At 71.5% G+C, this 23,635-nt stretch carries 23 protein-coding genes, 3 tRNA genes and 1 pseudogene; 12 read left to right on the forward strand and 15 right to left on the reverse strand.

The annotated features are described in order from the left end of the window. Positions 1-244: 244 nt before the first annotated feature. Complete coding sequence (locus ABZ624_RS12955; RefSeq protein ID WP_360086291.1) at positions 245-994, reverse strand: FadR/GntR family transcriptional regulator; 750 nt, start codon at positions 992-994, stop codon at positions 245-247. A gap of 70 nt (positions 995-1,064) precedes the next feature. Further along, positions 1,065-1,138 (reverse strand) — tRNA-Lys (locus ABZ624_RS12960). A gap of 185 nt (positions 1,139-1,323) precedes the next feature. On the opposite strand from ABZ624_RS12960, the gene ABZ624_RS12965 reads away from it, so the two are divergent. From ABZ624_RS12965 to ABZ624_RS12985, 5 genes are all read left to right on the forward strand, one after another. Then, on the forward strand, positions 1,324-2,388 hold the full coding sequence (locus tag ABZ624_RS12965) for a peptidoglycan-binding protein (protein ID WP_360086294.1): 1,065 nt from the start codon (positions 1,324-1,326) through the stop codon (positions 2,386-2,388). Positions 2,389-2,448: 60 nt separating this feature from the next. Further along, positions 2,449-3,591 (forward strand): SPFH domain-containing protein, encoded by a 1,143-nt coding sequence (locus ABZ624_RS12970; protein ID WP_360086297.1) that lies wholly within the window; start codon positions 2,449-2,451, stop codon positions 3,589-3,591. A 123-nt stretch (positions 3,592-3,714) separates the two neighbouring features. Beyond that, positions 3,715-4,320, forward strand: a complete 606-nt coding sequence (locus ABZ624_RS12975) for a lytic polysaccharide monooxygenase (protein WP_360086300.1) — start codon at positions 3,715-3,717, stop codon at positions 4,318-4,320. 120 nt (positions 4,321-4,440) lie between these two features. Beyond that, positions 4,441-4,905: a DUF3592 domain-containing protein gene (locus tag ABZ624_RS12980; protein ID WP_360086303.1), complete on the forward strand. Its 465-nt coding sequence runs from the start codon at positions 4,441-4,443 to the stop codon at positions 4,903-4,905. A 39-nt stretch (positions 4,906-4,944) separates the two neighbouring features. Continuing rightward, complete coding sequence (locus ABZ624_RS12985) at positions 4,945-6,612, forward strand: AMP-binding protein (protein WP_360086306.1); 1,668 nt, start codon at positions 4,945-4,947, stop codon at positions 6,610-6,612. On the opposite strand, the gene ABZ624_RS12990 is transcribed toward ABZ624_RS12985, so the two are convergent. From ABZ624_RS12990 to ehuB, 6 genes are all read right to left on the reverse strand, one after another. Further along, positions 6,578-6,651 (reverse strand) — tRNA-Lys (locus ABZ624_RS12990). The two genes, ABZ624_RS12985 and ABZ624_RS12990, sit on opposite strands and share 35 nt — an antisense overlap. Before the next feature lie 86 nt (positions 6,652-6,737). Next, on the reverse strand, positions 6,738-7,496 hold the full coding sequence (locus ABZ624_RS12995; protein WP_360086309.1) for an IclR family transcriptional regulator C-terminal domain-containing protein: 759 nt from the start codon (positions 7,494-7,496) through the stop codon (positions 6,738-6,740). A 211-nt stretch (positions 7,497-7,707) separates the two neighbouring features. Beyond that, positions 7,708-8,490, reverse strand: coding sequence for an ectoine/hydroxyectoine ABC transporter ATP-binding protein EhuA (gene ehuA, locus ABZ624_RS13000; protein WP_360086312.1), 783 nt, complete (start codon positions 8,488-8,490; stop codon positions 7,708-7,710). Then, positions 8,480-9,130 carry an ectoine/hydroxyectoine ABC transporter permease subunit EhuD gene (gene ehuD / locus ABZ624_RS13005; RefSeq protein WP_360086315.1) on the reverse strand — a complete coding sequence of 217 codons (651 nt, stop codon included), beginning with the start codon at positions 9,128-9,130 and terminating at the stop codon, positions 8,480-8,482. Before ehuD ends, ehuA begins: the two co-directional genes overlap by 11 nt. After that, positions 9,127-9,873 carry an ectoine/hydroxyectoine ABC transporter permease subunit EhuC gene (ehuC, locus tag ABZ624_RS13010; RefSeq protein WP_360086318.1) on the reverse strand — a complete coding sequence of 249 codons (747 nt, stop codon included), beginning with the start codon at positions 9,871-9,873 and terminating at the stop codon, positions 9,127-9,129. Before ehuC ends, ehuD begins: the two co-directional genes overlap by 4 nt. Next, a complete protein-coding gene (ehuB, locus tag ABZ624_RS13015; RefSeq protein ID WP_360086321.1) occupies positions 9,870-10,787 on the reverse strand; it encodes an ectoine/hydroxyectoine ABC transporter substrate-binding protein EhuB in 918 nt (305 codons plus the stop codon). The genes ehuC and ehuB overlap by 4 nt, the downstream gene beginning before the upstream one ends. Before the next feature lie 47 nt (positions 10,788-10,834). Here ehuB and ABZ624_RS13020 point away from each other — a divergent pair, with 47 nt between their 5' ends. Both ABZ624_RS13020 and ABZ624_RS13025 read left to right on the forward strand, forming a co-directional pair. Then, positions 10,835-11,329, forward strand: a complete 495-nt coding sequence (locus ABZ624_RS13020) for a DUF3830 family protein (protein ID WP_360086324.1) — start codon at positions 10,835-10,837, stop codon at positions 11,327-11,329. A 98-nt stretch (positions 11,330-11,427) separates the two neighbouring features. After that, positions 11,428-12,750: a hypothetical protein gene (locus ABZ624_RS13025; RefSeq protein ID WP_360086327.1), complete on the forward strand. Its 1,323-nt coding sequence runs from the start codon at positions 11,428-11,430 to the stop codon at positions 12,748-12,750. 14 nt (positions 12,751-12,764) lie between these two features. Here the strand turns inward: ABZ624_RS13025 and ABZ624_RS13030 are convergent. Continuing rightward, positions 12,765-13,199: pseudogene (locus tag ABZ624_RS13030) on the reverse strand (GNAT family N-acetyltransferase); the annotation flags it as partial. Between ABZ624_RS13030 and ABZ624_RS13035 the strand changes: the two are divergent. Further along, the gene (locus ABZ624_RS13035; protein WP_360086330.1) at positions 13,122-13,511 is read left to right on the forward strand and encodes a MazG-like family protein; all 390 of its coding nucleotides are present in this window, start codon (positions 13,122-13,124) and stop codon (positions 13,509-13,511) included. The pseudogene ABZ624_RS13030 and the gene ABZ624_RS13035 overlap by 78 nt on opposite strands. Before the next feature lie 83 nt (positions 13,512-13,594). Here ABZ624_RS13035 and ABZ624_RS13040 read toward each other — a convergent pair whose 3' ends face one another. Further along, entirely contained in the window at positions 13,595-15,001 is a 1,407-nt protein-coding gene (locus tag ABZ624_RS13040; protein WP_360086333.1) for an amidase, read from the reverse strand. A gap of 15 nt (positions 15,002-15,016) precedes the next feature. Continuing rightward, positions 15,017-15,967, reverse strand: a complete 951-nt coding sequence (locus ABZ624_RS13045; protein ID WP_360086336.1) for a D-2-hydroxyacid dehydrogenase — start codon at positions 15,965-15,967, stop codon at positions 15,017-15,019. A gap of 217 nt (positions 15,968-16,184) precedes the next feature. On the opposite strand from ABZ624_RS13045, the gene ABZ624_RS13050 reads away from it, so the two are divergent. The 3 genes from ABZ624_RS13050 (at position 16,185) to ABZ624_RS13060 (ending at position 18,910) form a co-directional block, all read left to right on the forward strand. Beyond that, on the forward strand, positions 16,185-16,976 hold the full coding sequence (locus tag ABZ624_RS13050) for a decarboxylase (RefSeq protein WP_360086339.1): 792 nt from the start codon (positions 16,185-16,187) through the stop codon (positions 16,974-16,976). Further along, positions 16,973-17,707: a decarboxylase gene (locus ABZ624_RS13055; RefSeq protein WP_360086342.1), complete on the forward strand. Its 735-nt coding sequence runs from the start codon at positions 16,973-16,975 to the stop codon at positions 17,705-17,707. Before ABZ624_RS13050 ends, ABZ624_RS13055 begins: the two co-directional genes overlap by 4 nt. Positions 17,708-17,794: 87 nt before the next feature. Beyond that, positions 17,795-18,910, forward strand: a complete 1,116-nt coding sequence (locus ABZ624_RS13060; protein ID WP_360086345.1) for an LLM class flavin-dependent oxidoreductase — start codon at positions 17,795-17,797, stop codon at positions 18,908-18,910. Here ABZ624_RS13060 and ABZ624_RS13065 read toward each other — a convergent pair. Beyond that, a complete protein-coding gene (locus ABZ624_RS13065; RefSeq protein ID WP_360086348.1) occupies positions 18,889-20,694 on the reverse strand; it encodes a bifunctional diguanylate cyclase/phosphodiesterase in 1,806 nt (601 codons plus the stop codon). The genes ABZ624_RS13060 and ABZ624_RS13065 overlap by 22 nt on opposite strands. Positions 20,695-20,984: 290 nt before the next feature. Here ABZ624_RS13065 and ABZ624_RS13070 point away from each other — a divergent pair, with 290 nt between their 5' ends. Then, positions 20,985-22,265, forward strand: coding sequence for a M6 family metalloprotease domain-containing protein (locus tag ABZ624_RS13070; protein WP_360086351.1), 1,281 nt, complete (start codon positions 20,985-20,987; stop codon positions 22,263-22,265). Between the two features lie 89 nt (positions 22,266-22,354). Here ABZ624_RS13070 and ABZ624_RS13075 read toward each other — a convergent pair. The 3 genes from ABZ624_RS13075 to ABZ624_RS13085 all read right to left on the reverse strand — a co-directional run bounded on the left by ABZ624_RS13075 (position 22,355) and on the right by ABZ624_RS13085 (position 23,502). Continuing rightward, positions 22,355-22,428: transfer RNA gene (locus ABZ624_RS13075), tRNA-Lys, on the reverse strand. After that, positions 22,419-22,988, reverse strand: coding sequence for a bifunctional DNA primase/polymerase (locus ABZ624_RS13080; RefSeq protein ID WP_360086354.1), 570 nt, complete (start codon positions 22,986-22,988; stop codon positions 22,419-22,421). The genes ABZ624_RS13075 and ABZ624_RS13080 overlap by 10 nt, the downstream gene beginning before the upstream one ends. A 145-nt stretch (positions 22,989-23,133) precedes the next feature. Further along, complete coding sequence (locus ABZ624_RS13085) at positions 23,134-23,502, reverse strand: hypothetical protein (RefSeq protein ID WP_360086357.1); 369 nt, start codon at positions 23,500-23,502, stop codon at positions 23,134-23,136. Positions 23,503-23,635 lie beyond the last annotated feature (133 nt).

Consider the following 23,635-nt stretch of genomic DNA (forward strand, 5'->3'; position numbering starts at 1 on the left):
ACCGCGTGTCTTGTCGCTGTGGTGGCTCGCTGTCCCCACGTCTTCCCCACCTCATGGACACGGGACGGCGACCTTCCGGTTGCATGATGCCCCCCTCGGCATCGATTCATGAGCGGGGCCCTCTCCCCGCCGTACGGCAACCGCTTGATTCCCCCCAACTGCCGCCAAACAGCGGCAGCTTGGACACCCAAGGGTTCTACGGTGCTCCGCATGATCGCAAGACGCGAAACGCGGTGTTTACCGGTCAAACCCGTTCATTGTGGCGCGTGTGGGGGGCGGGGTACGGGGGTGCGCCGGTGGTCTTCGGCGGCCGGGGTGCGCCGGTGGTGGAGAGGCGGGCACGGATGTTGCCGAAGTGGTCTCTTATGGCCTCCTCCGCCCGCAGTGAGTCGCCGGACCGGACCGCGTCCAGGATCTCCCGGTGCTGGCGGCAGGTGACCCTGGGGTCCTGCGGCACGTCCACCAGATCCCGCTGCACCCGGTGGAAGGCATCCCAGAACGCCTCCAGCACCTCGCTCAGCAGCACGTTGTCCAGCCCCCGGTAGAGGGTGGCGTGAAAGGCCCGGTCGGTCTCGGCGAGGCCGGCTCCCTGTGCGGCCTCCTGTTCCATACGTCGGACAAGGGCGTCCAGTTCAACGAGGTCCGCCTCGGGCAGCCGCCCGGCCAGCCGTGAGACCAGCCCGGTCTCCACCGCCTCGCGCAGCTCCAGCAGCTGCAGCAGGGAGTCCTCGCCCCGGTAGTGCCCGGCGACGGTGCGGAAGGCCAGCCCCTCGATCAGGGGTGCGAACGACATCGAGCCGACGTACGTCCCGAAGCCGTGCCGGATCTCCACGATCCCCATCGCCTGCAGCGCCTTCAGGGCCTCACGCACCGAGTTCCGGCTCGCGCCGAGGTGCTCCATCAGCTCGGGCTCGGTCGGCAACGGGGCTCCCGAGGGCAGCCGCCGGTCGACGATCAGCTTCTTGATCCGCTCCTGAAGGTCCCGGGCTGCCATGGCGAGAGGGTATCCGGCCAATCGGGGCATGCGAAAAGCCCCCCGCTTGTGCGAGGGGCCTTCCGGTCGGTGCGCCGCCAGGGACTCGAACCCCGGACCCGCTGATTAAGAGTCAGCTGCTCTAACCAACTGAGCTAGCGGCGCCTGCTGACGGAGATAACTCTACCTGACCTTTCGGGGTGCCTCCGACCAGCCGCCGGGGCCGGACGATCACCTCAGGGGGCACGTACATCGTTCGGACCGTCAAAGTGGCGGCCGGATGGCCAGTTGAGAAACTGATCATCGTGCACAAGCGTGGACGAAACACCCCCGAATGTGAGGTAGATCGCATGGTCGCTCCGGTGTTCGAGGAAGTCGAGCCCGCGAGGGACTGCGACTGCCCCGGTTGTGTCGAAGGGCGGCGGGTGAGTCCCCGGCTGTCGTCCGGCCGTCCCGGCGGTCGCCCGGCGGCCTGCGGAATCGTCGTCATGGCCGCCGCGTCGGCCGTCCTCGGCGCGGTCGCCCCGGCCGCCGCCCTCACCCCCGCCCGGCCCGCCGGGCAGCGCCCCCGCGTCCCCGCCGACGGCGAGACCGAGACCCCTCAGGGCGGCAGGTCCCCGCTGCATGGCGCGGCGGGCAAACCGGCCGAGCTCAGCGCCGTCCCCATCCCCGCGACCACCCGGGCCGACATCATCAAGCGGGCCAAGGTCTGGGTGGCCGCACAGGTGCCGTACAGCATGTCGGACTACTGGTCCGACGGCTACCGCCAGGACTGCTCCGGCTATGTCTCCATGGCCTGGAACCTGGGGAGCAACGAGTGGACGGGCAGCCTCGACCAGTTCGGCGTGAAGATCACCAAGGAGGAGCTGCAGCCCGGAGACATCCTGCTCTACCACAACCCCGACAACCCCGAGAAAGGCTCCCACGTGGTGATCTTCGGCGGCTGGACGGACTCCGCGCACACCACCTACACGGTCTACGAGCAGACGCCTCCGCACGCCCGCAGCCAGCCCACCCCCTACCCCTACTGGAGCAACACCGACAAGTACGTCCCCTACCGGTACAAGGGCGTGACCGCGGAGACGGCGGGTGCCCAGCGGACCGACGGCAAGGCGAGGGTGCCGGGCCGCCCCGCCTCGCACGGGGTGCCCGGCTATCCCGGCCGGGGCCTCTTCCGTCCGGGCGCGGAGAACGCGTACGTCACACAATTGGGCCGCCGGCTGGTGGAGAAGGGGTTCGGCAGGTTCTACGCGACCGGCCCCGGTCCGCGCTGGAGCGAAGCGGACCGGCGTGCCGTGGAGGCATTCCAGCGCGCTCAGGGCTGGCGCGGTGGCGCGGCGGACGGCTACCCGGGGCCGGAGACCTGGCGACGGCTCTTCGCGGACGCGGACCCTGGCCACGAGAGCGGCCGGTGACCGCCGGATCCTTCCGTTCCCCTGTTCATGACGCATCTGGCGCGGAGGCTGGAGCAACGCATGAGTACGACCACGTCACACACGCCGCCCGAATCCGACGGGCAGCCGGAGGGCGCTCCGGTGCCGGGCGGGCGTCCGGCCCGGCTGATCCAGAACGAGGTGACCACCGAGATCCCCGTCCATCTGCTCTTCCGTGACGACCCCGATCCGGTGAACCCGGTGAAGGTGCCGCTCAAGCCGGCCGTGGTGGGCCGCCGGCAGGGCACCGGCGAGCAGCCGCGGCTCGGCCGCCCGGCAGCGGTGCGCCGCAGGCCGCTGCCGGAGGTCGACCCGGAGCTGGTGGAGCGTCCGGGGCGGGCGCTGCCGGGGGTGGCCGGGGTGCTCGCCGGGGCCTGCGGTCTCACCGGGTGCCTGGCGACCTCCTGGTGGGCGGGGCTGCTTCCGTCGGCCGCGGTGGAGGCGCTGCGGCTGCCCGCCTGCGTGGGTGCGGGACTCGGCCCGGTGCAGTGGGCGGCGTACGCCGGGGCCGGGGCGCTCGGGATGTTCGGTTTCGCCGGGCTGGCCCGGGGCCGGTCCGGGCGGGCCTGGGTGCTCGGCATGTTCGGCGGCTACCGGGGGACGGTCCGGCGCACCGGGCTGCTCTGGGTGAACCCGCTGCTGCCGCGCCGCCGGGTCGATGTGCGGCTGCGGCACTGGCGCAGCGAGGCGATGCCGGCGGCGGATCCCGACGGGATGGCGCTCAGGGTGGCGGTGCTGGTGGTGTGGCGGGTGCGGGACACCGCGCGGGCCGCGCTCGGCGTCGAGGACCACGAGAAGTATCTGCGCGAGTGTGTGGAGGCGGCGCTGGCCCGGGTGCCGGTGGAGCCGGCGGGCGGGACGCGGGGCGGGGTGACGGCGGCCGGGGACGCGCTGACCCGGCTGGTGGCGGAGGAGACGGCGCCGGTCGGTGTGGAGGTGTTCTCGGTGCAGCCGATCCGGGTGGAGTACGCCCCGGAGGTCGCCGCCGCGATGCACCGGCGCAGGATCGCCGCGCTGGACGCCCGGCAGCGGGCCGGCCTGCTCAGCTCGGTGGTGGACTCGGTGGAGGACACCGTCACCCGGCTGACCGTGCGCGGCCTGGTGGAGCTGGACGACTACGAGCGCAAGGCGCTGGTGCGGGACCTGACGGTCGCCTTCTGCTCGGGGCGCGGGGAGCCGTTGTGAGGAAGCGACGCGCGGGTCACGTCTTTTGTATGGACACATTCAACCAACGGCAATAATCTGACACTTGGTCTAGACCTACCTGCACGGCTCACCGAACTCCCCACGTTCTCCAGGAGCGGCAGTATGCGCACCAGGACCAAGCTGTCCGCGGTCGTGCTGGGCGTGGTGACCGCCGGAGCGTTCGCGCTCTCCACCGGCGGCGCCAGCGGGCACGGCTACACCGACCTCCCCGTCAGCAGGCAGAAACTCTGTGCCGACGGCACCGTGACGGGCTGCGGCGACATCCAGTACGAGCCGCAGAGCGTCGAGGGCCCCAAGGGCTTCCCGGCCGCCGGGCCGGCCGACGGCCGGCTCTGCAACGGCGGCCTGAGCCGGTTCGCCCAGCTCAGCTCGCCGACCACCCCGTCCGGCGGCGCCTGGCCCACCACCAGGGTGACGGGCGGCCAGACCTACACCTTCCGCTGGCAGTTCACCGCCATGCACGCCACGACGGACTTCACCTACTACGTCACCAAGCAGGGCTGGAACCAGAACCACGCCCTGGCCCGCTCGGACCTCGACCTCACCCCGTTCCTGACGGTCCCATACCACGGCCAGCGCCCGCCGCAGACCCTCAGCCACAGCGGCACCCTGCCGACCGGGCTGAGCGGGCACCACGTCATCCTCGCGGTGTGGACGATCGCCGACACCGGCAACGCCTTCTACGCCTGCTCGGACGTCACCTTCTGAGGACCGTTCCGCCACAGCACGGAAACTGAGGTTCCCCTGAGGCGGGCTGCCCCTACCGACGGGTACGTTCCTCGCACGCCGGCCGAGCGGGGACGGCGTACCGGACCTCGGGGGAACCTCATGTTCGAGCTGCTCTTCTACGCTGTGCCCGCCCTCATGATCACCGGGGCGGTCTTCGCCCTGGTCGGGCTCCTCCGCCGGTCGCGGGACGTGCACCGGGCCTGGGACGGCGGGCTGACGGCCGAGGCGCGCTGTCTGCAGACGTACACCACGACCAGCGGGGGCGGTGAGACCTCCGTGCGCACGACGCTCCACCACGTGTACGAGTTCACCACCCGCGAGGGCCGTACCGTCCGCTTCGACGAGACCAACGGGCCGGGGACGACGATCCCGGGCGACATCGTCACCGTGCACTACGCGGCGGAGCGCCCCGAGCGGGCGACGGCCCACGCCCCGGCGCGTGGGAAGCTCGCCGCCGAATCCGGCTGCCTGGTGGCGTTCTTCGGCGTGTTCATCGGGGGCTGCGTCCTCTTCATGGTCGTCGCCCACGCGATCTTCTCGATGGCGGACGGCTTCCTGCCCTAGTCTCCTCATCTGACGGTGAGTCAGCTACCGTGCACCCCCATGGAGTCCAGCGCACGCACGGTGGCCGAGCTGATCGCGGCACGGTGGGGCGACCACCGGCCGGGGCTCAGGTGCGAGGAGCGGGTACTGACGCAGCACGAGGTGGCAGCCGGTGCCGCCGCACGGGCCGCCCTGCTGGCGGATCTGCTGCCACCCGGCGCCGTACCGCATGTCGGCGTGCTCCTCGACAACACCGAGGAGTTCCCGCTGTGGCTCGGCGCCGCCGCCCTCGCCGGAGCGGCCGTCGCCGGGATCAACCCCACCCGCCGGGGCCCGGAGCTGGCCCGGGACATCCGGCACACCGAGTGCCCGCTGCTGGTCACCGAGCGGGCCCACCTTCCCCTGCTGGCGGGCCTGGAGCTGCCGGGGGTGCGGATCCTCGTGACGGACGGAGACGAGTACGGCGAGGAGTACGGCGAGCTCCTCGCCCCGTACGCCGGTGCCGTACCCGACCCGTCCCGCGCCGCACCCGCCGACCGGCTGCTGCTGTACTTCACCTCCGGGTCGACCGGCGCCCCCAAGGCCGCGCTCTGCTCCCAGGGCCGGCTGGCGGCGGCCGGGCAGGCACTGGTCCGGCAGTTCGGGGTGCGCCCGGACGACGTGCACTACATCTGCATGCCGATGTTCCACGGCAACGCGGTGATCGCCGACTGGGCGCCCGCGCTGGCCGCCGGCGCGGGGGTCGCGCTGCGGCGGCGGTTCTCGGCGTCCGGGTTCCTCGCCGACGTACGCCGCTACCGGGCGACCTACTTCACCTACGTCGGCCGGGCCATCCAGTACGTCCTCGCCACCGAGGAGCGCGCGGACGACCGTGACAACCCGCTGCGCACGGGCTTCGGCACCGAGGCCGGCCCGGTGGACGCGGCCGCCTTCGAGCGGCGCTTCGGGGTGCGGCTGGTCGAGGGCTACGGCTCCTCCGAGGGCGGCGCGGCGATCCGGTGGACGCCGGGCACGCCGAAGGGGGCGGTGGGACCGGCCGGACCCGGGCTGGTGGTTCTCGACGCCGGCACCGGGCGCGAGTGCCCGCCGGCCGTGTTCGACTCCGCCGGGCGCCTGCGCAACGGGGACGAGGCGATAGGGGAGCTGGTGAACCGGGGGCCGAACCCCTTCGAGGGCTACTGGCGCAACCCGGCCGCGGAGGCCGAACGGCGCCGGGGAGGGGCGTACTGGACGGGCGACCTCTTCTACCGGGACGCGGCGGGATACCTGTACTTCGCCGGACGTGCGGATGACCGCATCCGCGTCGACGGGGAGAACCTGGCCGCCGCGGTGATCGAGAACATCGTCGCCCGGTACGGGGGTGCGGCGGCCGTCGCCGTGTACGGGGTGCCGGACCCGGTGACCGGGGACCAGGTGATGGCGACCGTCGCCGGGACCTTCGATCCCGAGGGCTTCGCGCGGTTCCTCGCGGCCCAGCCCGACCTGGGGACGAAGATGGCGCCCCGGTTCGTGCGGGTGGTGGAGCGGATGCCGGTCACGGCGACAAACAAGATCCACCGGGCGCTGCTCAGGCGCGAGGGGTACGCGTGTGCCGATCCGGTGTGGTGGCGGCCACCGGGGGAGACGTCGTACCGGCGGCTCACCACGGAAGACGCCGAAGGGCCCCTCGCTTTCGCGAAGGGCCCTTCATCTGTGCGCCGCCAGGGACTCGAACCCCGGACCCGCTGATTAAGAGTCAGCTGCTCTAACCAACTGAGCTAGCGGCGCATGACTCTCGCCTGCTGCGGTTTTTTGGTCTCCGCGGCTGGCGACGAAGAAAATACTACCTGGTCCTGAGGGGTGCTCGTGACCACCTACAAGGTCAGGGACAGCAGCACCGGTGCCGCGTTGCGGTTCAGGGCCTCCGCCGCCTGCTTCAGCCGGTGGGCGTGCTCCACGGGAAGCGACAGCGCCAGACAGCCCACCGAGGAACCCGCCGTGATCGGGACCGCCGCGCAGACCGTGCCGACCGCGTACTCCTGGAGGTCCAGGACCGGCACCGTCGGCGGCTGGGACTCCAGGCGGGACAGCAGCAGCTTGTCGCTGGTGATGGTGCGCGAGGTGAGGCGCGCCATCTTGTACCGGGAGAGGTGGTCGCGGCGGGCGTTGTGGTCCAGCTGGGTCAGCAGGCTCTTGCCGACCGCCGTGGCGTGGGCGGAGCAGCGGAAGTCGACCCACTCGTTGACCGCCGGGGTGGTGGGCCCCGCGGCGTACTGGGTGACCTTGACCTCGCCGTCGACGTACCGGCTCATGTAGACCGCCGCGCCGACCGAGTCGCGCAGCCGGTCCAGGGTGTGCTGGAGCTTCTCGCGCAGGGCCCGCTCGCGGTCGTGTGCGGAGGTGAGGCGGCGCAGGGTGTCGCCGGTGACGTACGCCCCGTCGGTGATCTGCTCGACGTAGCCCTCGCGGCGCAGCATGCGCAGCAGGGCGGTGAGCCGCTCGGAGCCGAGGCCGGTGCGGCGGGCCAGCTCGGTGTCGGTGACGCCGGCGGAGTGGCGGGCGACGGTCTCCAGCACGCGCAGCGCGTCCTGGGCGGAGTGGTACGGGGCGGTAGGCTCGTGCATCAGCGCCACGGTGGTCCCCCTGCGCTCGCCTGTCGGTGGCCGCGAGATCCGGTGTGCGGATCGCTTCCACGATAACGGGCAAACCCCCTGGCGGGAGAGGGGGTTGGCGAGATTGTTCCGCTCACCCGCCCCTCCCCGCTGCGACGCAGATCCCATGGCATATGCCGTCGACACGACCCACCGGTCGGACCTCGGCATCTTCCGGATCCCCGCGCCGTAGTCACAGCACCGCGCTGAGGAATTCCCGGGTGCGGTCCTGCTCCGGGTCGGTGAAGATCTTCTCCGGTGGACCCGACTCGATCACCCGGCCGCCGTCGAACATCAGCACCTGGTCGGAGATGTCACGGGCGAAACCCATCTCGTGGGTCACGCAGAGCATGGTGATGTCCGTGCTGCGGGCGATGTCCCTGAGCAGATCGAGCACGCCCGCGACCAGCTCCGGGTCGAGCGCGGAGGTCACCTCGTCCAGCAGCAGCACCCGTGGCCGCATCGCCAGGGCCCGGGCGATCGCCACCCGCTGCTGCTGCCCGCCGGACAGCCGGGTCGGCCTCGCGTCGCACTTGTCGGCCAGCCCCACCAGGTCCAGCAGCTCCCGGGCGCGCTCCTCGGCCTCGTCCCTGGACATGCCGAGGACCTGCACCGGAGCCTCGGTGATGTTGCGCAGCACGCTCATGTTCGGGAACAGGTTGAACTGCTGGAACACCATCCCGATCTTCTTGCGGACCTCCCGGACCTGCTTCTCCGGCGCCGGGAACAGCTGCTCCCCGTCGACGGTGATCGTGCCCTCGTCCGGCTTGGTGAGGGTCATCAGGAGTCTGAGGATCGTGGTCTTGCCGGATCCGGAGGGCCCGATCAGGGTCACGTGCCTGCCCGGGTCGACGGTGAAGTCCAGGTGGTCGAGCACGGTGTTCGCGCCGAACCGCTTGGTGATGTTCGCGAGGCGGATCAGCTCGCCCGGCTGGGCGTCGGTCAGGGACGGCTGCGGACGGGTCTCAACGGACAAGGCGTCGCTCCAGGGCTCGCATGAGAAGGGAGGCCAGATAGGAGATGAGGATGAAGGCGGCACCGATCACGGTGATCGGCTCGGTGAACCGGAAGTGCTGCTGGGAGTAGAGCCGGGCCTGCTGGAGCATCTCCGGCACGGTGATCACCATCAGCATCGGTGTGTCCTTGAGCATGGCGATCACGTAGTTGCCGAGCGCGGGAACCACCCGGCGGATCGCCTGCGGCAGGATCACCGCGGTCCAGGTCCGCCGCCGGGGCAGGTTCAGCGCGGTCGCCGCCTCCCATTGACCGGCCGGGACCGCCTCGATACCGGCCCGGTAGACCTGCATGGTGTACGTCGAGTAGTGCAGGCCGATCGCGACGACACCGGTGGTCAGCGCCGAGAAGGTCAGGCCCCACTCGGGCAGCACGTAGAACAGGAAGAACAGCTGCACCAGCAGCGGGGTGTTGCGCACGAACTCCGTGACCACGCCGACCGGCCAGCGCACCCAACGGGCCGGCGTCCGCATCAGCAGCGCCCACAGCAGTCCGAGGGTCAAGGACGCCAGCGAACCGAGGGCGAGGGCCTGCAGGGTGACCAGCAGCCCGTGCCAGAAGGCCGGCATGAAGTCGCCGACGGCGTTCCAGTCCCACTTCACGCGGCAGCACCTCCGCCCATGCCGGCGCCCCCCGCGGCGCCCACTCCGGTCGTCTGGGCCCGCTTGAGCTCACGCGCCGCCCACTCGGTCCCGGGATCCCTGCCGACCCCGGCCTTCAGCCGCTTCTCCAGAGAACGCATCAGCCGCGTCAGCACGAAGGCGATCGCGAAGTAGATCAGCAGGATGTACGTGTAGATCTCCGCGCTCTGCTGCAACGCCAGCCGCACCAGGTTCGCGCTGAACGTCAGATCGCCCATGCCCATGACCGACACCAGTGCGGTGCCCTTGAGCAGCTCGACCAGCAGATTGCAGAAGGTCGGGATCGTCTCCGGCACCGCCTGCGGCAGCACGATCAGCCTGAGCCGCTGCCAGGGCGTGAAGCTGAGCGCGATCCCGCCCTCCTTCTGCGCCGGGTCCACCGCGTTCAGCGCGCCGCGCACGATCTCCGAGCCGTACGCGCCGTACGTCAGGCCGAGCGCCAGCGTGCCCGCCCACATCGGCACCAGCTGCCAGCCGAAGGCGAGCGGCAGCACGAAGTACACCCAGAAGATCATCACCAGCGCCGAGGTGCCGCGGAACACCTCGGTGTAGAGGCCGGCGACGAAACGCACGATCCACAGCCGGTGGGTGCGCGCGACACCGGCGACGAAGGACACCGCCACGGTCAGCAGCGCGCTGAACACCAGCAGCTGGACCGTGGTCCAGACGCCCTTGAGTACGAGTTCCCACAGTCCCGGGGTCATCCGCCGCACAGCTCCTTCGCGGTGAGGTCGGTCATCTCGGCCTTGGTGAACCCGAAGGGCCGGAGTATCCGGAACAGCTCCCCGCTCTTCTTCAGCCTGCGCAGCTCGGTGTTGAAGGCGTCCCGCAGCCTCGTCTCGGCCGGCCGGAACGCGAACGCGCCGCCGTCCACGTGCGGTGTGCCCTTGACCAGCGGGGCGAAGGGCGCGGTGGCCTCCGCCTTGCCGGACTTCCTCACCACTTCCCGCGTGGTGAGCGCCGTACCGGCGAAGACGTCGACGCGCCCCGCCTCGACGGCGTTCAGCCCGGCGACCTGGTCCGGCACGATCAGGATGTCGCCCTGCTTGTACCCGGCCTCGACCGCGTGCTGGATCTGGGCGTATCCGGTGCCGGTGGCGAACTTCGCCTTCTTCGCGACGACCTCGCGGTAGGAGTGCAACCCCAGCGGGTTCCCCTTCCGCACGATGAACGAATCCAGCATCTGGTAGTCCGGGTCGGCGAAGATGACCTGCCGGCAGCGCTCCGGATTGACGTACATCCCGGCGGCCACGACGTCGAACTGCTGCGAGTTCAGCCCCGGAATCAGCGAACCGAACTCGGTGGGCACCGGCTGCACCCTGCCGACCCCGAGCCGCTTGAAGACCACCTTCGCCAGCTCGGGCGCCTCACCGGTGAAACGGCCGTCCTTGTCGATGTACCCGAACGGGACCTCACCGGCGATCCCGAGCCTTACGACGCCCTGCGCACGCAGCCGCTCCAGCAGGTCGCCGCCCGGCTTGCCGGAGGCCTCGGCCACCCGGGTGCAGCCCGCCGCGCCCAGCACACCGAGGGCGGCGAGCCCGCCGAGCAGGGACCGCCGGGTGTGTCTGTGTTCCGACCGAATGGTGTGTACGTCGTTCCCAAGTGGTGGAGCCATGGCGGCGCGGCTACCCAAGCGCTCTTCGGCTATGCACCCTGGTTTTCATGGCCGATCGATTCGTCACCGTCTCGCTCGACAAGCGGGACGTGCACTGCACGGCACGACTGCTGACCGACCGCGCGCCCCTGACCTGCGCCGCGGTAGAGGAAGCGCTGCCTCTCTCGGGCGACGTCTACCACGCCAAGTACGCCCGCAACGAGATCTACGCCCTCTTCCCGCCGTTCGCCTCCACGGAACCCCCACTGGAGAACCCGACGGTCACCCCGATTCCCGGCGACCTCTGTTACTTCACCTTCGCCGGCGCCGAACTCGGCACGACGGCCTACGGCTACGACCGCGAGGTCCGCCCCGGCACCACGGTCGTCGACCTGGCCCTGTTCTACGAGCGCAACAACCTGCTGCTCAACGGCGACGTGGGCTGGGTGCCCGGGATCGTGTGGGGCCAGGTGGTGGAGGGGCTGGAGACGATGGCCGAGGCGTGCAACGACCTGTGGCGCACGGGCGCGGCGGGGGAGACGCTCAGCTTCCGGCGGGCGTGAGCATGCCTCCCCGGCGGTAGTCTTCTTGTCAAGATCACGCCATCGGGGGAGGCGGTTCGGGCCGTGTGCTGTCCTCCGCGCAAAGGGAAGGGCAGTGCATGAGATCGGTACTCGCCAAGGCGTCCGTCGCCGTCATCGCCATCGGGTCGCTCGCGGCCTGCGGCGGCGGATCGGGAACGGCGAAGACCGCCGGCGGCGACAAGAAGCCCTCCGCGCACGCCTCGGCACCGGCGCCCCTGCGCAAGCTCGCCGTCCCGGCCGGGTACGACACCTCACGGGGCTGGCAGCTTTCGCGGAAGCAGCTCGGTTCGTACGTCGTGCTGCCGAAGTCCGGCGCGGTGGCCACGGTGACCAGCGAGGGATCCAGCGACGGAGCCGCCTACCGGGTGACCGTACGGGACGCGGTGACGGGCCGGGTCCGCTGGACGGGCAAGCCGTTCAAGAACCTGTCCGAGGGCGAGGCGCCCCACGTCTTCGTCGCCACCGCCGCCGGCAAGGAGTACCTGGTGACGTGGTCCCAGGGAGTCAAGGGCGAGGACACCCTGTCCAAGGCGAAGAACGCGTACGCCCTGGACATCTACGCCGCCGACGGTTCGGGCGACGCGGTCGCGCCCGCGCACCATGTCGGGCTTCCGGCGACCGAGTTCGACACGGAGGTCACCGACGGCGGGGAACGGGTGCTGGTACCCGTGGCGGACAAGCGCAGGGTCGCCGTGGACGTGGCCACGGGCCGCACCACCACGTACGACACGGCTTCCGTCGAGCCGCCCGCCTGCCCGGCATGTACCGACGACATCGGCAATGACATCGCCGCCCTGACGGAACACGACCCGGTGGTGGCCAACAAGGGTGCCGGCGCGTTCGGCATACCCGGTTCCTGGAACGACGACCGGATCGCGCCCGCAGACGTCGATCCCGCGACCGGTGAGGTGTGGCCGGGCACCGGCGGACACCTCCTCGCCCGCTGGTCTCAGAAGAACTTCGGCAACCACCACGTGTGGGCCGTCCTCGACAGCAGGACCGGCCAGGTCCAGGCGTCCGTGCTGTGCGCCAAGCCGCCCGCCCCGACGGCGGACGCCCCCCACTCCGCGCTCTCCCCGAACGGCCGGTACCTCGTCTCGGAGCACCTCGCCTTCGACCTCAAGTCGAGGAAGGGGTACTGCTTCGAGGAGACCGACGACAGCAAGCCCCTCAGCTTCGTCTCCGTCACCGACGACGGCACCGCCTACGGCACCTCGCTCACCAACGGCAACACCCTGACGCAGACCACGGCCCCCGTCCAGCTCTCCCTGGCCACGGGCACCCCGAAGGCGCTGCCCGGCGGCTCCGAGGTGCCGATCGCCGACTTCGACGGGGTCGGTGTCTTCGCCCACGACGAGGGCAATGTGCCGTATCTGGTGGTCTACCGGCACAAGAGCTGAAACACGTCACGTGCTCAGCGCAGATCGAGCAGCATCACGTCATGGAGATCCGCGCCCTGCCAGGGGCGTGTCCTGCCGACCTTTCGGTATCCCCATGCCCGGTAGGCGGCCGACGCCGCCTTGCCGGCCGGGTTGACGTTGAGCAGCACCCGTTCGGCCTCGATGCCGTTGCACAGGGTGTCGTGCAGATGGCGAGCCACGCCCTTCCTGCGCCACGGCACGCGTACGGCAAGCTGCATGAGGCCGAAGGTGCGGTGTCCGTCCTCCCGCCGCATGTCGTCGGGCACGGGTCCGGTCAGTTGGTCCCACCAACCCGTGTCCGGGCCGAGCGTATAGCCGTATGCCATCCCGACCGGCTCGCCGCCCCCGGCATGGGCCAGAGCGGCGCGGAAGGTGGCTTTGCGCGTCTGGGAACGGAAGCGCCGGAAGGCGGCCTGTGGCAGGTCGTCGGATCCCTGGCCGACGTCTGCGCCGGCGCGGGCGTCCACCTGCCCGCCGAGGAGCTGAAGGCTCTCCAGGTGGGCAAGGTTGCCGAGGAGGCCGGGGAGGCGATGCACGCGCTGCACGGCCTCAAGGGCCTGACGACCTGCGACGACAGGCACGACTGGGCCGAGGTGTCCAACGATCTCGCGGGCGCCGTCCTGGCGTCGATGATCGCCCTGCGATACGTCAACGTCGAGAAGGCCCCCGAGCTGTTCAACGAGGTGATGTTCCGACGTACCCCCCGCGGCCGTGCGGCCCTGGAGACTCCGGCTGTCTGATGTTGGCTCGCAGCCCCCCGGCTGCCTCGGCTTGACAGGCCGGGGCAGTGCGGCAGGCCCCCTACCGCCGTTCGCCTGCGGCCCTAAGCCTCGATCATGGTGACCGGCGTCGCCGAAGCCGCCCCTGCCTCGTACAGCGCGTGGGCCGCCCGCAGTACCAGGTCGTCCCGGTGCCGGGCGGCGATGAGCTGCATGCCCACCGGCAGCCCGCCCCCGTCCGTGCCCACCGGGACGGACGCCGCGGGCTGCTGGGTGAGGTTGAAGGGGTAGGTGAACGGTGTCCAGCCCGTCCAGCGCCGGAAGGCGGAACGCGCCGGCACCTCCAGTCCGGCCTCGAACGCCGTCACCGGCAGCGTCGGCGTCACCAGCAGGTCGTAGCGCTCGTGGAAGCGGCCCATGCGGCGGCCGAGGTCCGTACGGACGTCCACCGCGGCCAGATAGTCCAGCGCGCTGTACCGGGCGCCCTGGGCGCAGATCTCGCGCAGGCCGGGGTCCAGGAGCTGGCGGCGGCGCGGGGAGAGGCGTTCGGTGAGGCGGGCCGCGCCGCTGAACCAGAGGGTGTGGAAGGCCTCCAGCGGCTCGCTGAAGTCGGGGTCGGTCTCCTCGACGTACGCCCCGAGGTCCGCGAGGCGCGCCACCGCCTGCCGGACGGCCGCCGCGACCGCCGGCTGGACCGCGACCTGCCCGCCGAGGGACGGGGAGTACGCCACCCGCAGACCGTGCACGCCGCCCCTCAGCCCCTCCGTGAAGGAGCCGGGCGCGGGCGGCAGGCACGACCAGTCGCGTGCGTCGGGCGCGGCGATGACGTCCAGCAGCAGGGCCGCGTCGGCCGCGTCCCGGGTCATCGGGCCCGCATGGGAGAGGGTGCCGAAGGCGCTGGCCGGGTAGAGGGGCACCCTGCCGTACGTCGGCTTCAGACCGAAGATGCCGCAGAACGCGGCCGGGATACGGATGCTGCCGCCGCCGTCCGTGCCCAGTGACAGCGGGCCCGCGCCGAGCGCCACGGCCGCCGCGCTGCCCCCGCTGGAGCCGCCGGCGGTGCGCGAGGGGTCGTGCGGGTTGCGGGTGATGCCGGTGAGCGGGGAGTCGGTGACGCCCTTCCAGCCGAACTCGGGGGTCGTCGTCTTGCCCAGGAACACCGCGCCGTGCTCACGGAGTCGGGCCACCGAGGGCGCGTCCTCGTCCCAGGCGCCCTGCTCGGAGACCGTCTTCGAACCGCGCAGGGTCGGGTGACCGCGCAGCAGGAGGATGTCCTTCACGGTCACCGGGACGCCGTCCAGCAGTCCGGCCGGTTCGCCGCGGCGCCAGCGCTCCTCCGACTCCCGCGCCCGTGCCCGCGCGTCCTCCTCGGTGAGCCGCACGAACGGGTTCACCTCCGGCTGAATGCGCCGGGCCCGCTCCAGGGCCCGTTCGGTCGCCTCCACGGGGCCGAACTCGCCCTTGCGGTAACCGTCGAGGAGCTGTACGGCGGTGAGGTCGGTGAGCTGCATGCACCCTCCAGGAGGTCAGTGCCCGGGCACGTAGCCGCGCTGTTTGTCGACCACGTTCACCAGTGATCTGCCCGCCGCCCAACGGTCGTACAACTCCACGAACTGGACGCCCAGTTCGTCCCGCCAGCCGACCGTGTCGCCGCTCATGTGCGGGGAGACGATCAGCCCCGGCAGGGTCCACAACGGGCTGTCCGGGGGGAGAGGTTCGGTGGTGAAGACGTCCAGGGCCGCGCCTGCGATCCAGCGCCGGGTCAGGGCGTGGGCGAGGGCCTCCTCGTCGACCAGCCCGCCCCGGCCGACGTTCACGAAGAACGCCGAGGGCTGCATCACGCCGAACCTGCGGGCGTCGAACATGCGGTACGTCTCCTCGGTGAGCGGCGCCGCCGAGACCACCCAGTCCGCGCGGGAGATCAGCCGGTCCAGGTCGGCCGGGCCGTGGATGCCGGTCCGCGGCACCCGTCCGACCAGCGCCGTCGTCACGCCCAGCGCCTTCAGGGTGCGGACGATCGCCCGGCCGATCGGGCCCGAGCCGACCACGCACGCGCGCGTGCCCGCCACCCGCCGGCCCTCCCGGTGCCGCCAGGCCCGCTCCCGCTGGTGCTCCAGCGTGCGCGGCAGGTCCTTGGCGACCGCCAGCACCAGAGCCGCCACGTACTCGGCGATCGGCTGGTCGAAGATCCCGCGCGCGTTGGTGACCACCGTGCCGGACGCGGCGAGTTCCGGGCACATCAGATGGTCCACGCCCGCGCTCGCCGTGTGCACCCAGGCCGGCCTGGGCCCGTCCCCCGGCCAGGCCTCGCGGACCGCGTGCGAGGTGAAGTCCCAGACCAGGAGCACGTCCGCCGCGGGCAGCCGCTCGGCCAGGTGCGCGGCGTCGGTGTGCACGATCCGGGCGCGGCCGGTGAGCCGGCCGAGCCGGGGCGGCGGCTCGGCGTCCAGGACGAGGACGGTGGGGAGGGTCGTCATACGGGGCGGCTCCCGGCGTCGGCAGGCGTGTGACGGGCATCTGACGGGCGTCTGACGTATGCGGTGACAGGCGTCTGACGAATGCGGTGACAGGCGTCTGACCTATGCGGTGACATGCGCGGATTGACCACGCTCGCACCCGAATCTACCTTCGTCAACACGGGCGTACTCGCGATCCGTTGCCCACTCGTCTCCCAGCGTGAGGCCGGTGCCAGCCATGGACGTCTCCTTTCTCGGCGGCCCCCGCCCCCAGCGCGGTGTCGGCGTGGTGGCTCCCTTCGACTTCGCCCTCGACCGCGAGCTGTGGCGCTGGGTGCCCGACGAGGTGTCGCTGCATCTGACCCGCACCCCGTTCGTGCCGGTGGAGGTGAGCCTGGACCTCGCCCGGCTGGTGAGCGAGCACGAGACCCTCGGCGACGCGGTGCGCGCGCTGACCGCCGTCGCGCCCGAGGCCGTCGCCTACGCCTGCACCTCCGGCAGCTTCGTCGGCGGGATCGCCGGGGAGCGGGCGATGCGCGCGGCGATGAGCCTGGCGGGAGCGCCGCCCTCCGTGACCACCTCCGGTGCGCTGCTGGAGGCGCTGGACGAGCTGCGGATACGACGGGTCGCGCTGGTCACGCCGTACACGGTGTCCGTGACCCGGGCGCTGGAGGAGTTCGTCGCCGAGGCCGGCGTGCAGGTCACCGGGTGCGCCTTCATGGGGCTGACCCGGCACATCTGGCAGGTGCCGTACCGGGACGTCGTCGCCATGGCGCGGCAGGCGGTCGTCCGCCCCGGCAGCGCCGACGCGCTGTTCATCTCCTGCACCAACCTTCCGACGTACGACGTGATCCCCCAGCTGGAGGCCGAGCTGCGCATCCCGGTGCTGTCCGCCAACCAGGTCACGATGTGGGCTGCGCTGCGCCGGATGGGTACCCGGGCCGTGGGGCCCTATCAGGCGCTGCTGGACGAGGCCGCGCGTGCCTGGCCCCCCGTACTGCCGGAAGAGACGCAGGAAGGCTGGACATGACCGCACTCGGATTCCTCTACCCGGGCCACTCCGCCGAGGACGACTATCCACGCATCGAGCAGCTCCTGGGCAGTGACATCCGGGTGGACCTGGTCCACACCGACATCGGCGAGGACGCGCACCGGGTGGACGCGCTGCGCGAGATGGGCTCCGCCGAGCGGCTCGCGGCGGGCATGGAGGGCCTGCGGCTGTCCGGGGTCGAGACGGTGGTGTGGGCCTGCACCAGCGGCAGCTTCGTGCACGGCTGGGAGGGCGCCCAGGACCAGGTGCGCACCCTCGCCCGGCTGGCCGGGATGCCCGCGTCCTCGACGTCGTTCGCCTTCGTGCACGCGGCCCGGGAGATCCGGGTACGGCGGGTCGCGGTCGGGGCGACCTATCCGGAGGACGTGGCCGGGCTGTTCGCGGACTTCCTGCGGGCCGGGGGCCTGGAGGTGGCCGGGGTGCGGTCGTCCGGGATCGTCACGGCCGCGGAGGTCGGCACCTGGGGCGAGGAGGACGTGCTGACGCTGGCGCGCGCGGCGGACGTCCCGGATGCGGAGGCGGTACTGCTCCCGGACACGGCCCTGCACACGGCCGCGCATCTGTCGCTGCTGGAGAAGGCGCTGTCCAAGCCGGTGCTCACGGCGAACCAGGTCTCGGTGTGGGAGGGCCTGAGGCTCGCGGACCGGAGGGTGAACGCCCCGGCGCTGGGGACGCTGTTCACGAGGGAGCCGATCGTGCAGGTCCGCTGACCGGCGAGGAAGGAAGAGGAATAAGCGGAGACTGCCTCCTGTTACGGCACCGCAGGACAGCCACGCCACAAACAGGAGGCCCGCACCGTGTCGGCAGACGAGGCAGACAAGGCAGACAAGGCAGACGAGATCCGGGGCACCGCGTACGGGGCCGCCCCTGTCCCCCTCTCCGTACTGGACCTGGTGACCGTCGGCGCGGGCAGCACCGCCACCGACGCCCTGCGCACCAGCGTGGCGCTGTCCCGGCTGACGGAGTCGCGCGGCTTCCACCGGTACTGGGTCGCCGAGCACCACTCCATGCCCGGCGTCGCCTCCTCCTCGCCCGCCGTGATCCTCGCCCATCTCGCCGCCCACACCGACCGCATCCGGCTCGGCTCGGGCGGCGTCATGCTGCCCAATCACGCCCCGCTGGTGATCGCCGAGCAGTTCGGCACGCTGGAGGCGATGGCGCCGGGGCGGATCGACCTGGGCCTGGGGCGGGCGCCGGGCACGGACGGGGCCACGGCCGCCGCCCTGCGCCGTACCGACACCCTCGACGAGGGCGCCGACGACTTCCCGCAGCAGCTGGCGGAACTCACCCGCTTCCTGGACGACGACTTCCCCGACGGGCATCCGTACCGGCGCATCCACGCGATCCCCGGCCCGGTGCAGGGCAGCGCCGCGGGCGGCGTCCAGTCCCCGCACCGGCCGCCGGTCTGGCTGCTCGGCTCCTCCGGCTTCAGCGCCCGCCTGGCCGGCATGCTGGGCCTGCCGTTCGCCTTCGCGCACCACTTCTCGGCGCAGAACACCATCCCGGCCCTGGACCTGTACCGGCAGACCTTCCGCCCCTCCGCGGTCCTCGACGAGCCGTACGCCCTCATCGGCGTCTCCGCCCTCGCCACCGACGACGCGCGCGAGGCCCGCCGCCAGACCCGGGCGATGGCCCTGAACATGCTCCGGCTGCGCACCGGCCGGCCGGGCCTGTTCCCCGACCCGGAGGAGGCCGGGAAGCACGAGTTCAGCCCGGCGGAGGAGGAGTTCATCACCTCCTGGACGGCCAACATCGTGCACGGCACCGCCGACGAGGTCCGCTCGGGCCTGGACGATCTGCACAAGCGCACGGGCGCCGACGAGCTGATGCTGGTCAGCCACGCCCACCGTGGCGAACTGCGCCTGCGCTCCTATGAGTTGATCGCGGACGCCTACGGATTGCCGACCGCGTAGGCCTGCTCGCCGAGGAGTTCGGAGATACGATCCGGCGGCACCGGGCGGGAGTACAGCCAGCCCTGGCCGGTGTCGCAGCCGATGCGGCGCAGCCGGGTGGCCTGGGCCGAGGTCTCCACGCACTCGGCGGTGACGGTGATGCCGAGCCGGTGGGCCAGCTGGATCATCGCCTCGACGATGACCATGTCGGCGGGGTTGGCGGTGATCGCGGGGTTCTTGTCGGCCTCGTACTGGAAGCCGCGTACGAAGGACCCGTCCAGCTTCAGCGTCGAGACCGGCAGCCGGCTGAGGTAGGCGAGGTTCGAGTAGCCGGTGCCGAAGTCGTCGATGGCGATGCGCACGCCCATGTCGCTGAGCGCCTGCAGGGCCTGCAGCGGCCGGCCGGCCGAGCCCATCACCGCCGACTCGGTCAGCTCCAACTGGAGCAGATGCGGGGCGAGGCCGGTCTCGGCCAGGATCTGCGCCACGTCCGTGACCAGGTCCGAGTCCCACACCTGGCGTACGGCCACGTTGACGCTGACGAAGATGGGCGGTTCGTCGGGGTGGTCCTGCTGCCAGCGGCGGGCCTGGCGGCAGGCGGTGTTGAGTGCCCAGCGGCCGAGCTGCACGATCGAGCCGTCCTCCTCGGCCAGTCCGATGAACCGATTCGGCGTCAGTGTGCCGAACTGAGGATGATTCCAGCGGATCAACGCCTCGACCCCGGAGAGGCGTCCGTCCTCCATGCCCACCAGTGGCTGGTATTCGAGCGCGAATTCGCCGCGGTCGATGGCGGGGCGCAAAGTGGACGACAGGGCCTGGCGGGTCATCCGGTGCGCGTTGCGCTCCGGGTCGAACAGGGTCCAGCGGGCCTTGCCGTCGGCCTTCGCCCAGTACAGGGTCGTGTCGGCCGCCTGCATCAGGCCGGTGGCCGTCGTACCCGCCGCGTGCCGCTCGACGACCCCGATGGACGCGGTCAACGACAGCCGCTGCCCGGCCAGGTCGAAGGGCTCCTCCAGCGCCTTCAGTGCCGACTCGGCCAGTTCGGCGAGCTGCTCGGTGCCGGTGGAGTCCTCCACGAGCAGGGCGAACTCGTCACCGCCGAGCCGGGCCACCAGCGGGGTCACCGCACGGGCGTAGCCGGCCTCGTCGGCCACCCGGGTCAGGCGCTCGGCGACGGCCGCGAGCAGCCGGTCGCCGACGCGGTGGCCGAGGGTGTCGTTGACGGCCTTGAACCCGTCGAGGTCCAGATAGCACAGGCCGATCCGGCCGGTGCCGCTCTGCTCGTACGACTCCGCCTCCAGCGCGGCCGACAGCCGCTCGAAGAACAGCGTGCGGTTGGGCAGCCGGGTCACCAGGTCGTGCATCTGCAAGTGCCGAAGCCTTGCCTGGAGTTCGCGGCGGGCGCTGATGTCGGCGACGGACAGCAGGACCCCGGCCTCGCCGTTCAGCGGGGCCACGGTCACCTGCACCCACACCGAGTGTCCCTCGGGATGTTTCAGCCGGCGGGTGCAGCGCAGCTTCGCCTGCCGGCCGCGCAGCACCTCGCGGTAGGCGTGCCAGCTGCGGGTGTCCGAGGCCAGGTCCACCAGATCGGCGGCGACCCGCCCGGTGAGTATGTCCGGATCGGTGCCGAGCAGCTCGCCGAAGGCCGCGTTGGCGCCGGTGACGAGTCCGGCGCGGTCCACGACGGCCATGGCGAGCGGGGCCGTCGCGAAGACACGTTGGTAGGTGGTGTGGTCACTGTCTGTAACGGCTGACCGGTCGAGGTCTGCCGCGGGCGTCGGCCCTTCGGACGTTCCGCTCACCGCTCGCTCCCGCAGTGCACTCGATCGATGTCCGTGCCGGAAAGTGTGCCGATCATAGAGGCTGGCCCCGGGCCCTTCCAGCCGGTGTCCAGTGTCCCGGACCGAACACCGGTTCTGACAGATCGTTTCTGCCCGCGCCTGGACGGGTTCTTCAGGCCCCCGACCAGTTGTGACGTTCCGTGAGTGTTCCGGGGTGTCGGCCGCCGGAGCGCGCCGGAGCATCAGGGGGGCGCACTCACCCTTGTGGTGCAGGTAAACAGGGCATAGCGCAACACATCACAGCAATCTGGATGCGGGTCCCGCCGAACCGCGTCCGGAGGTCATCCGTGCCCAAGCTGCGCAGCACCGCCGCCGTGTGCACCACGCTGTCGGCGCTCGCCGCGACGTCCATCCTCAGCGGCCCGTCGGTCGCCGAGCCCTTCTCCACCACCCCCTGCGCCCTGCACCGCACCGACGCCCACCACTCCGAGGGCGTCGACACCTGGAACCCCGACTACACCCGCCCCACCGGCGTGCTCGACGCCGTGATGGTCTTCCTGTCCTTCCCGGACGCCGCCCCGCGCACCACCCCCGCCCAGCTGGCCGCCGACCACTTCCCGGCCACCAGCCGCTACTTCGAGCAGGCCTCCTACGGCAGGTTCACCCTCCGCCCGCACCCGCTGAAGCACTGGCTGCGCATGCCGCGGCCGTCCACGGCGTACGCCATAAGGCGGGACTGGAGCGTGGAGGACCGGGCCGCCTATCTGCGCGACGCGTTCTCGGTGGCCGACCGGGAGGTCGACTTCTCCCGCTACCGGGTCGTGTACCTCGTCGCCGATCCGGACGCGCCGGGCGTCGACTCGGACGCCACGAAGGTCGTGAACCTCGACACGCCCGTGCATGTGGACGGCACGGACATCCGCCGGGTCGTCACGGTCTTCGAGAAGCACCCGCCGGACCGCCTCGTCCTCGCCCACGAGACCGGCCACGTCTTCGACCTGCCCGACCTCTACCACCGCCCCGTCGACGGCAAGGGCGACTGGGACACCTATGTCGGCGACTGGGATCTGATGGGTAGTCAGTTCGGACTCTCGCCCGACCTGTTCGCCTGGCACAAGTGGAAACTGGGCTGGCTGGATCCGCGCCAGGTGAGGTGCGTGCGCGGCACGGGGCCGACCCGGCTCACCCTGGAACCGCTGGAGGCCGGCCCGGGGGTCCCGGCGCAGGGCGCGGCGGCCTTCGGCCTCGGGCACGGGGTGAAGCTGGCGATCGTGCGCACCGGACCCGACAGCGCCCTGGGCTTCGAGGCGCGCGGCCCGGCCGGCAACGACCGGGCCGGCTGCCGGCAGGGGGTGCTGGTGTACCGGATCAGAAGCGGGGCCGAGTCCGGCGGCGGCCCGGTGGAGGTGGTGGACGCCCACCCGCACACCGAGGGCTGCTGGGAGGACTCGGTCTACCCACCCCTCGCGGACGCCCCGGTCGCCCTCGGCGAAAGCTTCACCGTGCCCGGACAGGGCGTACAGGTGGAGGTGGAGGGGAGGACGGCGTCGGGGGCGTGGACGGTACGGATCACACCGCGGATCGCCGGCTGATACCGGCTTGATGTTGCATATATATACAAAGTTATATATGCAAAACGGCGGGCCGGGTTCTTTCGAACCGGACCCGCCGTTCCTTCGCGTGCGCCGCCAGGGACTCGAACCCCGGACCCGCTGATTAAGAGTCAGCTGCTCTAACCAACTGAGCTAGCGGCGCCTGCTGACGTCGTAGACCTTAGCATCCTGATCGGCGGGAGGAAAAATCGAAATCCGCACGGCCGCTCGGGCCGCCCGTACGGCCGCCCAGAGCACCACCTCGGGGCCCGGCAGCCAGGGGTGACGCGTGTCCGGGGCGACCAGCCAGCGGGCGGTACCGGCGCCGTCGTCCCCGGTGGGCGCCGGGACGGTCACCGCGTCGCCCGTGCCGTGGCACAGCAGCGGCGGCACCGCCTCCGTACGGTTCGAGCCCCACTCCTCCCAGGCCAGCAGCGAGGGCAGCCGCTGGGCCGTGCCCGGCGCGGCGAACAGCAGCACGCGGCCCCGGAACATGGCGACCGGACCCGAGCCGGGGCCGTCGTCCCAGAGCCGGTCCAGCATCCGGCGGCCGAAGATCGCCGGCGCGCTCACCACGTCGAAGACGGTGCCGCAGGGCACGACGACAGGGACGTCCGGGCGCTCCTCCCAGAGGGCGAGCGTGCTGCGGGGATACGTGGCCGCCGAGGCGAGCCAGTCGACTCCGTCGGAGGTGACCCGGGTGACGTTCGGTGCGCTGCTCATGCCACCCAGATGTACCCGGGGTGAGCATGACGTTCTTCTGAGTTGCCGAAACCCGGGACAGGGGCGGTGGAGGAGGAGTATCTTGCCCGCCTGGCATATGCCAGATGGGGTTACTCGCGAGCTCCGCGTTGACGCGGGCGCGGGATCACACCGGGTCGGCGGTCGTCCGGCCCTCGGTGTTGCCCCGCAGGAGGTCCCGCCCGAACTCGACCATCTTCTTCGCGTAGTCCTCGGTCCACTCCGCGCGCTCGGCGATGTCCGCCGGGGTCAGCCGGTCGAACCGGCGCGGGTCGGCGAGCTGGGCCGCCGCGATGGCCTGGAACTCCACGGCCCGGTCGGCCGCCGCGCGGAACGCCTGGGTCAGCTCCGTGGCCCGGGCCAGCAGCGCCCGCGGATCCTCGATCGACTCCAGGTCGAAGAAGTGCTCGGGATCGGCGGCCGCCTCCGCGGGCTCGAAGATCAGAGGCGCGGGGCGTAGCCGCGGTTCGTTACGGCGCGGCGTGGGCTCCGCCATGTCTTGTCTCCTCCTCGTACGGTTCGCTGGGCACCGCCTTCAGGCGGGCCACCGTCCATTGTCCCGCGCGAACGCAAGGGCCCCTCATGGCCGCCAGTTCACGCGGTGTCGGCGAATGGGCTCGGTGCTTGTC

This window comes from Streptomyces sp. NPDC007205 (assembly GCF_040634095.1).
Classification (GTDB): Bacteria; Actinomycetota; Actinomycetes; order Streptomycetales; family Streptomycetaceae; genus Streptomyces.